The organism is Shigella sp. FC1567 (assembly GCF_001743015.1).
Taxonomy (GTDB): domain Bacteria; phylum Pseudomonadota; class Gammaproteobacteria; order Enterobacterales; family Enterobacteriaceae; genus Escherichia; species Escherichia coli.
Window position 1 is genome coordinate 1 of record NZ_MIIV01000545.1, and the last position, 15,233, is coordinate 15,233.

Here is a 15,233-nt window from a genome sequence, read left to right on the forward strand (position 1 = left end):
AGCGCAGACAATCACATCACTGCCCGGTTGTATGCGCGAGGTTACCGACTGCGGCCTGAGTTTTTTAAGTGACGTAAAACCGTGTTGAGGCCAACGCCCATAATGCGTGCACTGGCGCGACATCCGACGCCATTCATGGCCATATCAATGATTTTCTGGTGCGTACCGGGCTGAGAGGCGGTGTAAGTGAACTGTAGTTGCCATGTTTTACGGCAATGAGAGCAGAGATAGCGCTGATGTCCGGCAGTGCTTTTGCCGTTACGCACCACGCCTTCAGTAGCGGAGCAGGAAGGATATCTGATGGAAATGGAAGCCACGCAAGCACCTTAAAATCACCATCATACACTAAATCAGTAAGTTGGCAGCATTACCGACCTTCCTTTAATCAATAAAGAAGAACAACCAGATAAAGGCTTCTTAGCCAGTATTTCACGGGGAATTATGCCTTCTTTACCATTTCTGTAAGAGATAAAAAAGGCCGAGCATGCTCCGGCCTTCGTTTTCATCACTGTGTTTTGATTACAGCGCGGCGATAACAGCCTGCTGTTCAATCAGCTTCGCTTTCGCTTCTGCATAGCCTTCCAGCTTCTCACGCTCTTTCGCGATGACCGCTTCCGGTGCGCGGGCGACAAAGCCTTCATTCGCCAGCTTGTTCTCGATACGGCTGATTTCGCCTTCGATCTTCGCCACTTCTTTCGCCAGACGCGCCAGCTCATCTTCTTTGTTGATGAGGCCAGCCATCGGGATCAGCAGCTCTGCGCCGTCGATGATCTTCGTAACGGAAACCGGACCTTTGTCATCGGCAGGCAGCACGGTGATGCTTTCCAGACGCGCCAGGGTTTGCAGGAAGCCACGGTTTTCATTTACGCGACGTTCTGCATCCGCGCTGCAACCACGCAGCAGCAGCTCCAGCGGTTTGCCCGGCGCGATGTTCATTTCTGCACGGATGTTACGTACCGCAACGATCGCCTGTTTCAGCCACTCGGTGTCAGCCAGTGCGGCTTCATCAACCTGAGATGCATCGTACTGCGGGAACGGCTGCAGCATGATGGTGTCGGCAGTGATACCGCAAAGTACTTTCACACGCTGCCAGATGGTTTCGGTGATGAACGGAATGATCGGATGCGCGAGGCGCAGCAGACCTTCCAGTACAGTCACCAGCGTATGGCGAGTACCGCGCAGTTCGGCTTCGGTTCCACCGTTCATTACCGGCTTAGTCAGCTCCAGATACCAGTCGCAGAACTGGTTCCAGGTGAACTCATACAGAATGCCTGCAGCGATATCGAAGCGGAAGCTGTCCAGCGCTTCGCGGTACGCTTTGATGGTCTGGTTGAACTCTGCCAGAATCCAGCGGTCCGCCAGCGACAGCGTCATTTCACCACCGTTGAAGCCGCAATCCTGACCTTCCGTGTTCATCAGCACAAAGCGGCTGGCGTTCCACAGCTTGTTACAGAAGTTACGGTAGCCTTCCAGGCGTTTCATATCCCAGTTGATGTCACGACCGGTAGAAGCCAGCGCCGCCAGGGTGAAGCGCAGGGCATCGGTGCCGTGCGGCTCAATGCCGTTCGGGAACTGTTTCTCGGTGCGCTTACGGATTTTGTCCGCCAGCTGCGGCTGCATCATATTGCCGGTACGTTTCTCCAGCAGTTCCGGCAGCGAAATACCGTCAACCATATCCAGCGGGTCAATAACGTTACCCTTGGATTTGGACATCTTCTGGCCTTCGTCGTCACGAATCAGGCCGGTCATGTAAACGGTGTGGAACGGCACCTGCGGTTTGCCATTTTCATCTTTGATGAAGTGCATGGTCATCATGATCATGCGGGCAATCCAGAAGAAAATGATGTCGAAACCAGATACCATCACGCTGGTTGGGTGGAACTGGCGCAGTGCGTCGGTGTTTTCCGGCCAGCCTAGGGTAGAGAAGGTCCACAGCGCAGAAGAGAACCAGGTGTCGAGAACGTCTTCGTCCTGACGCAGGGCAACGTCGGCACCGAGGTTATTTTCCTTGCGCACTTCTTCTTCGTTGCGGCCAACATAAACGTTACCTGCTTCGTCGTACCATGCAGGGATACGGTGACCCCACCACAGCTGACGAGAGATACACCAGTCCTGAATATCGCGCATCCAGGAGAAGTACATGTTTTCGTACTGCTTCGGTACGAACTGAATGTCGCCGTTCTCAACCGCCTCAACCGCCGGTTTCGCCAGTACATCGGCACGCACGTACCACTGGTCGGTGAGCATCGGTTCGATAACTACGCCGCCACGGTCGCCGTAAGGCACGGTCAGGTCGTGCGGTTTAATTTCTTCCAGCAGGCCGAGCGCGTCAACCGCAGCAACGACTGCTTTACGTGCAGCAAAACGCTCCAGTTTCTGGAACTCTGCCGGGATTTCGCTGGAATAAACGTCAGATTCGTTACCTTTGGTATCGAACACCTGGGCGCTTTCACGGATATCGCCGTCAAAGGTCAGGATGTTGATCATCGGCAGCGCGTGACGTTTACCCACTTCATAGTCGTTAAAGTCGTGCGCCGGAGTGATTTTCACGCAGCCGGTGCCTTTTTCCATGTCGGCGTGTTCGTCGCCAACGATCGGAATACGACGGTTAACCAGCGGTAGAATGACATATTTGCCAATCAGGTCTTTGTAACGCGGATCTTCCGGGTTAACGGCCACGCCGGTATCGCCCAACAGGGTTTCCGGACGGGTAGTCGCAACCACCAGATAATCTTTACCGTCTGCGGTTTTCGCGCCGTCAGCCAGCGGATAGCGGATGTGCCACATCGAACCTTTCGATTCGCGGTTTTCCACTTCCAGGTCAGAGATAGCGGTGCGCAGTTTCGGATCCCAGTTTACCAGGCGTTTGCCACGGTAAATCAGGTCTTCTTTATACAGACGAACGAAAACTTCTTTCACCGCATTGGACAGGCCTTCGTCCATCGTGAAGCGTTCACGCTCCCAGTCGACGGAGTTGCCAAGACGGCGCATCTGACGGGTAATCGTGCCGCCGGATTCCGCTTTCCATTCCCAAATTTTGTCGATGAAAGCTTCGCGGCCGTAGTCGTGACGGGTTTTACCTTCTTCTGCGGCAATCTTGCGCTCAACGACCATCTGGGTAGCGATCCCGGCGTGGTCAGTACCGACCTGCCACAGGGTGTTTTTGCCCTGCATGCGCTGATAGCGGATCATGGTATCCATGATGGTTTGCTGGAAGGCGTGACCCATATGCAAACTGCCGGTGACGTTCGGCGGCGGGATCATGATGCAGAAACTTTCCTGGCTTTCATCGCCATTAGGCTTAAAGTAGCCCTGCTTTTCCCAGTGCTCGTAAAGCGGCTGTTCGATATCTTGTGGGTTATATGTCTTTTCCATTATTTCCAGGTTGCCGTATTCAGGTTGAAACCAGCCACGCGGTAGGCTTTATAGCGTTCGCGCGCCAGTTGTTTCAGAGAATCTTCATAAGGAACGAAGTCTACCACTTCTGTGAAAGCGGTGGCAAAATCTGCAAAGCTTGTTCGCAGACTAATCAATATATCGCGCGGGCTGCTGCTGCGTTTTTGCGGCCAGGCGATCTCCACCGGCGCACCGCCGCGCGGTCCTTCTCCCGCTAAATTATGCGGAACAAAGCTTTCTGCCGGACGCGCCCACAGGGCTTCATCCAGCCGGTAAGCCTGCTTTTCATCTTCACAGGCGATGAGCACGCGCTTACCGCTGCGCCAACGTTCTGCGGCAATTTCACACACCAGTTGCTCAACGGCGCTTAAGCCATCGACGGTGGTGTCATTGTCCAGAAGGTAGAACGTCGCGTTTTTCATATATGGGGCTTCTTGTGGTGGATTTAAATACGCATCAGGTATACACCGCAGCGCCTGATGCGACGCTGTTGTGTCTTATCAGGCCTACGAGTTCAGTGCTGTGTAGGTCGGATAAGGCGTTCACGCCGCATCCGGCAATAACAGCCTTGCCTGACGCAATTACTCTTCGCCGTTAAACCCAGCGCGGTTTAACAGGAACTGTGCCAGCAACGCCACCGGACGACCGGTGGCGCCTTTTGCTTTACCAGAACGCCAGGCGGTTCCGGCGATATCTAGGTGCGCCCAGTTGTACTTACGGGTAAAGCGCGACAGGAAGCAACCTGCGGTAATCGCCCCACCAGGACGACCGCCAATGTTCGCCATATCGGCAAAATTGGACTCCAGCTGTTCCTGATACTCGTCACCCAGCGGTAAGCGCCATGCGCGGTCACCGGATTGTTCAGACGCGGCAATCAGTTCATGGGCCAGCGGATTATGGTTCGCCATCAGACCGGTAATGTGATGACCCAGCGCGATCACGCAGGCACCGGTCAGCGTCGCCACGTCAATCACCGCTTCCGGCTCAAAACGCTCAACGTAAGTTAACACGTCGCACAGTACCAGGCGGCCTTCAGCGTCGGTATTCAGCACTTCAACAGTTTGACCGGACATGGTGGTTAACACATCGCCCGGACGATAGGCTCGTCCGCCAGGCATGTTTTCGCAGCCTGCCAACACGCCGATAACGTTAATCGGCAGTTGTAGCTCCGCGACCATCCGCATCACGCCGTAAACCGCTGCCGCACCGCACATATCGTACTTCATCTCATCCATGCCTTCTGAAGGCTTGATCGAGATACCGCCGGAGTCGAAGGTTAAACCTTTACCCACCAGCACGATTGGGCGTGCATCTTCCGACGCGTTGCCTTTGTACTCAATCACCGACATCAGCGATTCGTTTTGCGAACCCTGACCGACCGCCAGATAGGAATGCATCCCCAGCTCTTTCATCTGCTGTTCGCCGATAACGCGGGTGATGACATTCTTGCTGTAGCTGTCAGCCAGCTGGCGCGCTTGTGAAGCGAGGTAAGCGGCGTTACAGATATTCGGCGGCATATTGCCGAGATCTTTTGCTGCTTTAATCCCGGCGGCAATCGCCAGACCGTGCAGGATCGCGCGCTCACCGCTGGTCAGTTCACGGCGGGTCGGCACGTTGAACACCATTTTACGCAGCGGACGACGCGGTTCGCTCTTGTTCGTTTTCAGCTGATCGAAACTGTAGAGCGTCTCTTTTGCCGTCTCGACAGCCTGACGCACTTTCCAGTAGTTGTTACGGCCTTTAACGTGCAGTTCAGTCAGAAAGCAGACCGCTTCCATTGAGCCAGTATCATTCAGCGTATTAATGGTTTTCTGAATAACCTGCTTGTACTGACGCTCATCCAGCTCACGTTCTTTGCCGCAACCAATAAGGAGAATTCGCTCGGAAAGTACATTCGGAACATGGTGCAGCAACAATGTCTGCCCCGGTTTTCCTTCCAGTTCGCCCCGACGTAGCAGGGCGCTGATGTACCCATCGCTGATTTTATCGAGCTGTTCTGCAATCGGAGAAAGGCGACGTGGTTCGAAGACGCCCACGACGATGCAGGCACTCCGCTGTTTCTCCGGGCTACCGCTTTTTACACTAAACTCCATGCACTACGCTCCTGAATCTTAAAGACAACGGCGGTGGCTACAGATAGAATTGCAAGCTTTCGTAACTCATGTCCGCTGTTGCGATGACTTCGTGTTAATCTTAACGTTATTACGGCATTGGCACGTCAGAACAAAATCTGAGAGGTGAATCCGTTGAGTATAATTATCTTAGCGACGATTTCGACGACTCAAGAGAATAAATGACGTTTAAGCCATGAAACAAGCTAAAATCCTGCAAAAGACGAGTTTTTACGGGCGTATTTAAAGTGATAATCATAAGATATCTGGTGCGGGAGACGCTCAAAAGCCAGCTGGCGATACTCTTCATCTTGCTTTTGATCTTCTTCTGTCAAAAGTTAGTGAGGATCCTCGGCGCAGCGGTTGACGGCGATATTCCGGCGAATCTGGTGCTCTCCCTTCTCGGGTTGGGCGTGCCGGAAATGGCGCAGCTTATCCTGCCATTAAGCCTGTTCCTCGGGCTGCTGATGACGCTGGGCAAACTGTATACCGAAAGTGAAATTACGGTAATGCATGCCTGCGGCCTGAGCAAAGCGGTTCTGGTGAAAGCGGCAATGATCCTTGCGGTATTCACTGCAATCGTCGCGGCGGTTAACGTGATGTGGGCGGGACCGTGGTCATCGCGTCATCAGGATGAAGTGTTAGCAGAAGCGAAAGCGAACCCTGGCATGGCGGCGCTGGCGCAAGGGCAATTCCAGCAAGCGACTAATGGCAGCTCGGTGCTGTTCATCGAAAGCGTTGACGGCAGCGATTTCAAAGATGTGTTCCTCGCGCAAATTCGACCAAAAGGTAATGCACGTCCTTCTGTGGTGGTGGCCGATTCCGGACATTTAACCCAGCTGCGCGACGGCTCCCAGGTCGTCACTCTCAACCAGGGAACGCGCTTCGAAGGCACTGCACTGTTACGTGATTTCCGCATTACGGACTTCCAGGATTATCAGGCGATCATTGGTCACCAGGCGGTAGCGCTCGACCCGAACGATACCGACCAGATGGACATGCGTACATTGTGGAACACTGACACCGATCGTGCCCGCGCAGAACTGAACTGGCGTATCACGTTGGTATTCACCGTGTTTATGATGGCACTTATGGTCGTACCGCTGAGCGTGGTTAACCCGCGTCAGGGACGCGTACTATCGATGCTGCCAGCCATGCTGCTGTATCTACTTTTCTTCCTGATCCAGACCTCCCTGAAATCGAACGGCGGTAAAGGTAAGCTGGACCCGACGCTGTGGATGTGGACCGTTAACCTGATTTATCTGGCTTTGGCGATTGTTCTCAACCTTTGGGACACCGTGCCGGTCCGCCGCCTGCGCGCCAGTTTTTCGCGTAAAGGAGCGGTGTGATGCAACCTTTTGGCGTACTTGACCGCTATATCGGTAAAACTATTTTCACCACCATCATGATGACGCTGTTCATGCTGGTGTCGCTGTCGGGCATTATCAAATTTGTCGATCAGCTGAAAAAAGCCGGGCAGGGGAGTTACGACGCGTTAGGCGCAGGAATGTATACCTTGCTGAGCGTGCCGAAAGATGTGCAAACATTCTTCCCGATGGCGGCTCTGCTTGGGGCGTTGCTTGGTCTTGGGATGCTGGCGCAGCGCAGCGAACTGGTGGTGATGCAGGCTTCTGGTTTCACCCGTATGCAGGTTGCGCTGTCGGTGATGAAAACCGCCATTCCGCTGGTCTTGCTGACGATGGCGATTGGTGAATGGGTCGCGCCGCAGGGCGAGCAGATGGCGCGTAACTACCGTGCGCAGGCGATGTACGGCGGCTCGTTGCTCTCTACCCAGCAAGGCTTATGGGCGAAAGATGGCAACAACTTCGTTTACATTGAGCGGGTTAAAGGTGACGAAGAGTTAGGTGGCATCAGTATTTATGCCTTTAACGAGAATCGTCGTCTGCAATCCGTACGCTATGCCGCTACTGCGAAGTTTGACCCGGAACATAAAGTCTGGCGTCTGTCGCAGGTTGATGAATCTGATCTGACCAATCCGAAACAGATCACCGGTTCGCAGACGGTGAGCGGCACCTGGAAAACCAACCTCACGCCGGACAAACTGGGCGTGGTGGCGCTGGACCCGGATGCACTCTCAATCAGCGGTTTGCACAACTACGTGAAGTATCTGAAGTCGAGCGGTCAGGATGCCGGACGTTATCAGCTCAATATGTGGAGCAAAATCTTCCAGCCGCTATCCGTGGCGGTGATGATGCTGATGGCGCTGTCGTTCATCTTTGGCCCACTGCGTAGCGTACCGATGGGCGTGCGTGTGGTCACCGGTATCAGCTTCGGTTTTGTCTTCTACGTACTGGACCAGATCTTCGGCCCGCTGACGTTGGTTTATGGCATCCCGCCGATCATCGGCGCACTGTTGCCAAGCGCCAGCTTCTTCTTAATCAGCCTGTGGCTGTTAATGAGAAAATCGTAACCGAATGAACGAATAAAGGGAGCGAAAGCTCCCTTTATTATTGTTAGCAAAGTGTGCTTCGTTCATGCCTGAAAAATCATGAAAATCCAATATATTGCAGTGGTGTAGGCATGATAAGACGCGCCAGCGTCGCATCAGGCAAAGACAAATCTCGCCTGACTTACCTTCTTCTTCCCCCCAGCAAACTCCCCAACATCCCACGTACAATCTGATTCGTCACCTGGCGGGCGGCGCTTTTCGCCATTGTTTGCACCACACCATCTTTCTTCCCGCCGCGTGGTCCGGTAGTGCCAAACAAAATATCCTTCAATCCACCAAGAATACCGTCATCCACCGCCACCGCTTTCCCTTTCGCGGGAGGATTATTTTGCTGCTTGGTACTGGCCTGAAAGCCTTTTTGCAACATCTCATAGGCGGATTCCCGGTCCACGTCATCCTCGTACTTGCCATACACCGGGGAGTGGTTAATCAAGCCATTGCGCTCATCTTCCGTCACCGGTCCCATCCGCGAACAAGGCGCAATCACCATCGCCCGTTCCACCACAGAAGGACTTCCTTTTGCATCGAGAAACGAGATTAACGCCTCGCCGGTCCCCAGTTCCTGGATTGCCTTTTCGGTATCAAACGCCGGATTGGCCCGCATGGTTTGCGCCGCAGCTTTTACCGCTTTCTGATCTTTGGGCGTAAAAGCCCGCAAAGCGTGTTGAACGCGATTACCGAGCTGCCCGAGCACATTATCCGGAATATCAGACGGGTTTTGCGAAACGAACCAGACGCCCACGCCTTTTGAGCGAATAAGCCTTATTACCTGCTCAATCTTATCCAGCAGTACCTGCGGTGCATCGTTAAACAGCAGATGTGCCTCGTCGAAGAAAAACACCAGTTTTGGTTTCTCCAGATCGCCCGCTTCCGGCAATTGTTCATACAACTCTGAAAGCATCCACAGCAGGCTGGCGGCGTACAGTTTCGGCATCTGATAAAGCTTCTCGGCGCTGAGGATATTGATAACGCCTTTACCGTTGGTATCGGTGCGCATCCAGTCTTTGATATCCAGCATCGGCTCGCCAAAGAAATGCGCCGCACCTTGCTTTTCCAGCGACAGTAAACCGCGCTGGATGGCACCAACCGATGCGCTACTGATATTACCGTACTGATTCTGGAAAGATTTGGCGTTATCGCCGATGTACTGGGTAATCGCCCGCAGATCTTTAAAGTCGAGCAGCAACAATCCCTGATCGTCAGCAATACGGAAGATGATATTCAGCACGCCAGATTGCACATCGTTGAGATTCAACAGCCGCGCCAGCAACAGCGGCCCCAGGTCTGAAACCGTCGCCCGCACCGGATGGCCTTTCTCGCCAAAGATATCCCACACCACCACCGGATTAGCATGCGGTTGCCAGTCATTGACGCCGATATTTTTAAGCCTTGTGAGCAGTTTTTCCGACGCCGTTCCTGCCTGCGCGATACCGGTCAGATCGCCTTTCACATCAGCCATAAACACCGGCACGCCGATTTCCGACAATGACTCTGCCAGTTTTTGCAGCGTAACGGTTTTACCCGTCCCCGTTGCGCCAGTAATCAGCCCGTGACGGTTAGCCATTCCCGGCAGTAAAAAAAGTTCTGTGTCCGGCGTGCGGGCAATTAATAGGGGTTCGCTCATGAGATTTCCTCCAGTTTCCTGCCTGGAGTATAGGCAACGGCTGCGCACTCTTCACCGCTAAATTCAGCAGATTGCGAGACGCCTTCCAAAGAGATTTAAGTGCCGGGCGACAGGCACCCGGCAAAGGGATCAGAAGTCGGCTTTCAGAACCACGCGGTAACGCGCCTTACCGTCGCGCACATGCTTGATGGCATCGTTAATTTTCGACATCGGGAACAGTTCGGTGGTCGGCGCAACCTTGCTACGGGCGGCAAAGCGCATCAGCTTTCGCAGCTCATAAGGCGTGCCGGTAGCAGAACCAGAGATGCTGCGGTCGCCCGCAATTAACGTAAAGGCCGGAACAGACAGCGGCGTGAGAACCGCACCGACCGTATGGAAATTACCGCCATAGGTCAGCGCCTCAAAATAAGGCTGCCAGTCGAGGCTGACGTTCACAGTATTGATAATGAGATCAAACTGCCCCGACAGGGCTTTCAGTGCCTGCGGATCGCGGCTATTCACCACTTTATCGGCACCCATCGCCAGTACTTCCTGCTCTTTCGCCGGATTAGAACTAAAGGCCGTCACCTCGCATCCCATTGCGTGCAGAAGTTTTATAGCGATATGCCCCAGCCCGCCAATACCAATTACCCCAACGCGGCTGGTAGCAGTGATATGGTGCATCAACAGTGGTTTAAAGACCGTGATACCGCCGCACAACAGCGGCCCGGCGGACTCGATATCAATATTTTCTGGCAGTGGAATCACCCATTGCCAGTCCGCACGCAACTTCTCGGCAAAGCCACCGCGATTCATAATCGTCGGCACCGCACCTTGCTCGCAGTTGATCTGATTACCGCTAATACAGGCGTCGCAGTGACCACAGCTACGCGCCGTCCAGCCAATCCCGACACGCTGACCGACCTGCAAACCTTTATCCTGCGCGGCGCTCCCGAGTGCCACCACGCGCCCAATCACCTCATGCCCGGCAACCAGCGGATATTGTGAAAATCCCCATTCATTGTCGATCATCGATAGATCGGAATGGCAGATCCCGCAATAATCCACCTGCACTTCAACATCTTGTGGCCTCAGCTCACCGGGATCGTACTCATAAACTTCCAGTTCGCCGCCCGCTTCTTTTGCGGCATAGCTTTTTATCATCGACATTTTTTGGTCCTTCTCTGGTGTTGTTTGGGAAGTGTAGAGCATGGCAGGGCGGGGTGCCTGGAGTGTGACAAAGGTTACACATCGCTGTGTGCAATGCTGAAAATTTCAGCACTTAGCGAGGTGCGAGCAAGCTGGCGCTTGCATGGTGGCGTGCGACAGGTATAATCCACAACGTTTTCCGCATACCTCTTCAGTGCCGAAGTGGCGAAATCGGTAGACGCAGTTGATTCAAAATCAACCGTAGAAATACGTGCCGGTTCGAGTCCGCCTTCGGCACCATTCTTACTTCCAAGACCATCCGAGAAAGTCCAAATATCCCTTTAAAATCAATGCTTGCAGCGATTTTTTCGTCCTGCGTCTTCCGAGGTTGTCCGTTGAAATCCGGATATCATTGGGGGCATAATTGGGGGCATCTTAACTTCGATTAGAAATGTGCCCCCAAATGAAGCTCAACGCCAGACAGGTCGAGACCGCAAAGCCAAAAGACAAAACCTACAAAATGGCCGATGGTGGTGGTTTGTATCTTGAGGTTTCGGCCAAAGGTTCCAAATACTGGCGCATGAAATACAGACGTCCCTCTGACAAAAAAGAGGATCGTCTCGCGTTTGGTGTTTGGCCTACTGTGACGCTTGCTCAGGCAAGAGCAAAGCGCGATCAAGCTAAAAAGCTGTTAGCGCAGGGCATTGATCCAAAAGCCGAATAGAAAGAAGCTCAGGCCGAGAATTCGGGGGCATATTCTTTCGAAACTATCGCTCGTGAATGGCATGCTAGTAATAAGCGCTGGAGTGAAGATCACCGATCACGCGTTCTACGTTATCTTGAGCTTTATATCTTTCCTCATATTGGTTCATCTGACATCCGTCAGCTCAAAACTAGCCACCTATTAGCCCCGATTAAAAAAGTTGATGCCAGTGGTAAGCATGACGTTGCACAGCGCCTTCAGCAGCGTGTCACGGCTATTATGCGTTATGCAGTACAGAACGATTACATCGACTCAAATCCAGCCAGTGATATGGCCGGTGCGCTATCGACAACCAAAGCGCGACATTACCCCGCTTTGCCCTCCAGCCGGTTCCCTGAGTTTCTTGCTCGTCTTGCTGCATATCGTGGCCGTGTAATGACGCGGATCGCGGTTGAGCTTTCCTTACTAACTTTTGTGCGTTCCAGTGAGTTACGTTTCGCGCGTTGGGATGAGTTCGACTTCGATAAATCTCTCTGGCGAGTACCTGCAAAACGAGAAGAAATTAAAGGTGTGCGTTACTCGTACCGTGGCATGAAGATGAAAGAGGAGCATATCGTTCAGCTTAGTCGGCAGGCGATGATTTTGCTAAACCAGTTAAAGCAGATTAGTGGAGATAAAGAGCTGCTTTTTCCGGGTGATCATGACGCAACTAAGGTTATGAGCGAAAACACGGTAAATAGCGCATTGCGTGCGATGGGCTATGACACGAAAACCGAAGTTTGCGGGCACGGGTTTAGAACGATGGCCCGTGGTGCGTTGGGCGAGTCCGGATTATGGAGTGAAGATGCTATAGAACGACAGTTGAGCCATTCAGAGCGTAATAATGTACGTGCTGCTTATATTCACACCTCTGAACATTTGGATGAACGTCGATTGATGGTTCAATGGTGGGCTGATTATCTCCAAGCAAATAAGGGCAAAACAATAACACCTTATGATTTTGCTAAAATAAACAAAAGTCGATAGTGAAAATAAACGCCTATAATATATAGGCGTTTATTTCTGTATTAAACACTTTGATCATAATCTTCCAGCAGCAACTTTTTTTCGTACTTCATCTTTCCAATTGCCACTATGGATTATTCTATCGAAATTACTTCCTGCTCTTCCTGATAATAAGTCAATTCGAGATAGCTTGCTGATATCATCCCAGTTATCATAGAGGATATATATAGCATTACCATATTCTATGTTTTCAAATACAACCAAATCGTCCTCCAGCATAGCTCCAATATAATTACTGAACGTGCTGTTTCCTGTGACGATTTTTTTAGGTTCAAGACTCATGAAGAAGTCATATCTATTTTCAGCGACATTTTTCTTGTCGGAAGTGATATTTTTACCTCTAAAAATTCTTGCTAAAGTTTCTTCTTTACTACCTGGTGGAAATATTTCCCATGAGACTATAAGTGTATCAGCATAAGTCGATATGGGTTTATCAGCATCCTCAATTCCACATTTACCAAGATTTTCTTGAAGAAGATTTAAATCAAATAATAATTCATCATCAAACTTATTTGATTGTTTGTCTAAAATTCTAGTTACTCTGAAGTTAAATATGAAATGGCTGTCCGAGGGCTGTTTGTGATTAATTTCAATGGCTATGAGTGTTGGTGGTATAATGTCTCTGGGATATTTCTCGTAAGGTAATCTAACAGTATGTGTACCATTAGAGCTATCACCCCAGTTAGGTGACTCAATTTCAGTGTAATGAGTTTCTTTTGGGAGGTCTTTTCTGACAATTTCTTCACCAAAAACATTTTTAAGTGAATATTTACCCTGCAATGGATCTGGTATGACCGACGTCTCATAAGCATTAACACCATTATCAAAATATATTCCAAGGTGCTCTAATGCTCCACTTTTTAATTGGTTTTCCGTAAATGCAATAGAAGTGCCAGCAACAACTGTATTACCAAGCCTTCTTAACTTGCTATGAATATTTTTAGGTATAACACGTATATTCTTTTTCATTTTTCCCTCATACTTGATCATCAATGTCTCTTTGCTCTCGCTTGTTATGTAAATCATTGATAAACATAACATTTGCAAGTATTACGCTAATTACTGCCTCAATCTGCATGTACGAAATAGCAATAATTAATGCTAAAGATGTGTTTTTTATTACATCTTGGCTCTCTAAATAAAGATGACTTTTGAAAAACACTAGTTTAACTAAGTATACAACAAGTAAAGTAATCATAACGAAAGATGATTTTAGAACACTTCCAACTATTGCTTCTAATCTTCTTGTATCTTCCAGTTGTTCGGTGAAATCAACGGTTTCTATAGTTTTGGGGTTCACAATACGCTGCAAAGCATTTGGGTAAAGAAACGCTAACCAAATTCCCATAATAGTAAAAACCATTCCAGAAACTGATACGAGAAGAGTGCAATAGTTGGCAAAATCGTTATACACATAGTTAATATCGGATGACGAAATAATCATCAGCGATATAATGAATATCGCCATGTATATCCATGTGTATTTGGCTATGCCTGCTATAGCTTTCAATATTCAATCCTCTCCAGATGCTTTCTTTATTCTTGGTTGAGATTGTAATGCTTTTAATTCTTTTAATATAGGGGAAATAAATTCTTTTCTTTTGTGTGATATTTGTTCGTAAATATATGCGGCGGAATATGTTGAATAGTCGTCAGAAGGGACATTGAGAATATCACGCATTCTATATTTATCCACCCAAGTTATACCCTTGTCTGTAGCAAATCCAACATTGTCCCAAAGACGTTTTTCTCTATCCTCAGCCGAATACTTTTCAATGATTTCTTGAACTTCATTCAAGGATGGTTTTGCTTCTGCTTTTATTTCAATTTGTCTTGTTTTGGCATTTTTCTTTCCGGACACAAATGGAACGAGAGTGCTAAAGGTCTTTAACCAATCAGCTCGTGCATCATTTGGATTTATAATAATAGTTTCCCTGCGAACTATGTGTGTTATTTTTGGTATTAGTTTACCTAACTCAGTATGAGTGGTTTCTAAGCTTCTGAGCTTCATATCAAACCTGTACATATATTTATATAAGTCTTCGTCATCGGTATTAGATAGCCTTATATAACCTTTCTCGGTTTTATTTTTAACCCTTTTGCTATGTTTAACTCTATTAGTAATAGATGAGTGTACATAGTCTTGAAATAGTTCAGAATCACAAACAGAATGGTCGAATTTAATGGATACTATAGTTTCAAGTTCAGGTATAACCCAATAAAAGCATGGCCGCCCCCAGATAACTTTTTTCCCTCTGTAGCTATTAGTATATTTAACCACCGATGAGCTTCCGATTTCACCGTCTTCACTAGCTCCTAATAAAGAGCCCGTACTATCAGTATCAGATTTCCATAACATGACTAAGAAATCACCAGTATTTTCATCCTTATAAATATCCTTGCAATAACACTTTGAACTGTTTGGTTTTTCTTTTGGATCCCATGGTATCGTGAGTGCAAGAGATTTAGTTCCCACCCAATCCTGTATGAGGTCAAATGTTTCGCTAAGTTCTAAACCATAGGTATTGTCATCATTTACCTTGTATAAACCGCACTTATTAACCTTGAAGAAATTGAGATGCCCTACATTCATGCTCTTTCCTTTGAACCGCCCCGGGAATCCTGGAGACTAAACTTCCTGAGAAAGAGGTAAACAGGATGACTAAAAATACTCGTTTTTCCCCCGAAGTCCGTCAGAGGGCGATTCGTATGGTTCTGGAAAGTCAGGGCGAATAT

Annotated in this window: 11 protein-coding genes, 1 tRNA gene and 3 pseudogenes; 6 read left to right on the plus strand and 9 right to left on the minus strand. The window is 49.7% G+C overall.

Translation table 11 applies throughout. From position 1 onward, the window contains the following. A pseudogene (locus BHE85_RS26060) lies at positions 1-317 on the minus strand (IS1-like element transposase); the annotation flags it as partial. Positions 318-357: 40 nt separating this feature from the next. Here BHE85_RS26060 and BHE85_RS27975 point away from each other — a divergent pair. Beyond that, positions 358-465: pseudogene (locus BHE85_RS27975) on the plus strand (hypothetical protein); the annotation flags it as partial. A gap of 54 nt (positions 466-519) precedes the next feature. Here the strand turns inward: BHE85_RS27975 and valS are convergent. From valS to pepA, 3 genes are all read right to left on the minus strand, one after another. Then, complete coding sequence (valS, locus tag BHE85_RS26070) at positions 520-3,375, minus strand: valine--tRNA ligase (RefSeq protein ID WP_000416407.1); 2,856 nt, start codon at positions 3,373-3,375, stop codon at positions 520-522. Beyond that, positions 3,375-3,818: a DNA polymerase III subunit chi gene (gene holC / locus BHE85_RS26075; RefSeq protein WP_000786399.1), complete on the minus strand. Its 444-nt coding sequence runs from the start codon at positions 3,816-3,818 to the stop codon at positions 3,375-3,377. Before holC ends, valS begins: the two co-directional genes overlap by 1 nt. 159 nt (positions 3,819-3,977) lie before the next feature. Then, complete coding sequence (pepA, locus tag BHE85_RS26080; protein WP_000397139.1) at positions 3,978-5,489, minus strand: leucyl aminopeptidase; 1,512 nt, start codon at positions 5,487-5,489, stop codon at positions 3,978-3,980. Between the two features lie 153 nt (positions 5,490-5,642). Here pepA and ytgA point away from each other — a divergent pair, with 153 nt between their 5' ends. The 3 genes from ytgA to lptG all read left to right on the plus strand — a co-directional run bounded on the left by ytgA (position 5,643) and on the right by lptG (position 7,938). After that, positions 5,643-5,693: a protein YtgA gene (gene ytgA, locus BHE85_RS27980; protein ID WP_211180521.1), complete on the plus strand. Its 51-nt coding sequence runs from the start codon at positions 5,643-5,645 to the stop codon at positions 5,691-5,693. A 62-nt stretch (positions 5,694-5,755) separates the two neighbouring features. Further along, positions 5,756-6,856, plus strand: a complete 1,101-nt coding sequence (gene lptF, locus BHE85_RS26085; protein WP_000584114.1) for an LPS export ABC transporter permease LptF — start codon at positions 5,756-5,758, stop codon at positions 6,854-6,856. Next, positions 6,856-7,938 carry an LPS export ABC transporter permease LptG gene (lptG, locus tag BHE85_RS26090; RefSeq protein WP_005009933.1) on the plus strand — a complete coding sequence of 361 codons (1,083 nt, stop codon included), beginning with the start codon at positions 6,856-6,858 and terminating at the stop codon, positions 7,936-7,938. Before lptF ends, lptG begins: the two co-directional genes overlap by 1 nt. Positions 7,939-8,098: 160 nt before the next feature. Here the strand turns inward: lptG and BHE85_RS26095 are convergent, their stop codons facing one another. After that, a complete protein-coding gene (locus BHE85_RS26095; protein ID WP_004988616.1) occupies positions 8,099-9,601 on the minus strand; it encodes a helicase HerA-like C-terminal domain-containing protein in 1,503 nt (500 codons plus the stop codon). 129 nt (positions 9,602-9,730) lie between these two features. Continuing rightward, entirely contained in the window at positions 9,731-10,750 is a 1,020-nt protein-coding gene (ahr, locus tag BHE85_RS26100; RefSeq protein ID WP_004988353.1) for an NADPH-dependent aldehyde reductase Ahr, read from the minus strand. Between the two features lie 195 nt (positions 10,751-10,945). On the opposite strand from ahr, the gene BHE85_RS26105 reads away from it, so the two are divergent. Both BHE85_RS26105 and BHE85_RS26110 read left to right on the plus strand, forming a co-directional pair. Continuing rightward, positions 10,946-11,029 (plus strand) — tRNA-Leu (locus BHE85_RS26105). A 163-nt stretch (positions 11,030-11,192) separates the two neighbouring features. Beyond that, positions 11,193-12,458 (plus strand): annotated as a pseudogene (locus BHE85_RS26110) (tyrosine-type recombinase/integrase). 54 nt (positions 12,459-12,512) lie between these two features. On the opposite strand, the gene BHE85_RS26115 reads toward BHE85_RS26110, so the two are convergent. The 3 genes from BHE85_RS26115 to BHE85_RS26125 are packed head-to-tail and all read right to left on the minus strand — an operon-like array spanning position 12,513 to position 15,090. Continuing rightward, a complete protein-coding gene (locus tag BHE85_RS26115; protein WP_004988567.1) occupies positions 12,513-13,523 on the minus strand; it encodes a hypothetical protein in 1,011 nt (336 codons plus the stop codon). Continuing rightward, complete coding sequence (locus BHE85_RS26120; RefSeq protein WP_032149796.1) at positions 13,474-14,010, minus strand: hypothetical protein; 537 nt, start codon at positions 14,008-14,010, stop codon at positions 13,474-13,476. Before BHE85_RS26120 ends, BHE85_RS26115 begins: the two co-directional genes overlap by 50 nt. Further along, the gene (locus tag BHE85_RS26125) at positions 14,011-15,090 is read right to left on the minus strand and encodes a hypothetical protein (protein WP_001100522.1); all 1,080 of its coding nucleotides are present in this window, start codon (positions 15,088-15,090) and stop codon (positions 14,011-14,013) included. Between the last annotated feature and the right edge of the window lie 143 nt (positions 15,091-15,233).

Bases quoted from the DNA above. Each gene is read 5' to 3' on its own strand.
- valS (WP_000416407.1), bottom strand. From the start codon at position 3,375: ATGGAAAAGACATATAACCCACAAGATATCGAACAGCCGCTTTACGAG.
- holC (WP_000786399.1), bottom strand. From the start codon at position 3,818: ATGAAAAACGCGACGTTCTACCTTCTGGACAATGACACCACCGTCGAT.
- pepA (WP_000397139.1), bottom strand. From the start codon at position 5,489: ATGGAGTTTAGTGTAAAAAGCGGTAGCCCGGAGAAACAGCGGAGTGCC.
- lptG (WP_005009933.1), top strand. From the start codon at position 6,856: ATGCAACCTTTTGGCGTACTTGACCGCTATATCGGTAAAACTATTTTC.
- BHE85_RS26095 (WP_004988616.1), bottom strand. From the start codon at position 9,601: ATGAGCGAACCCCTATTAATTGCCCGCACGCCGGACACAGAACTTTTT.
- ahr (WP_004988353.1), bottom strand. From the start codon at position 10,750: ATGTCGATGATAAAAAGCTATGCCGCAAAAGAAGCGGGCGGCGAACTG.
- BHE85_RS26115 (WP_004988567.1), bottom strand. From the start codon at position 13,523: ATGATTTACATAACAAGCGAGAGCAAAGAGACATTGATGATCAAGTAT.
- BHE85_RS26125 (WP_001100522.1), bottom strand. From the start codon at position 15,090: ATGAATGTAGGGCATCTCAATTTCTTCAAGGTTAATAAGTGCGGTTTA.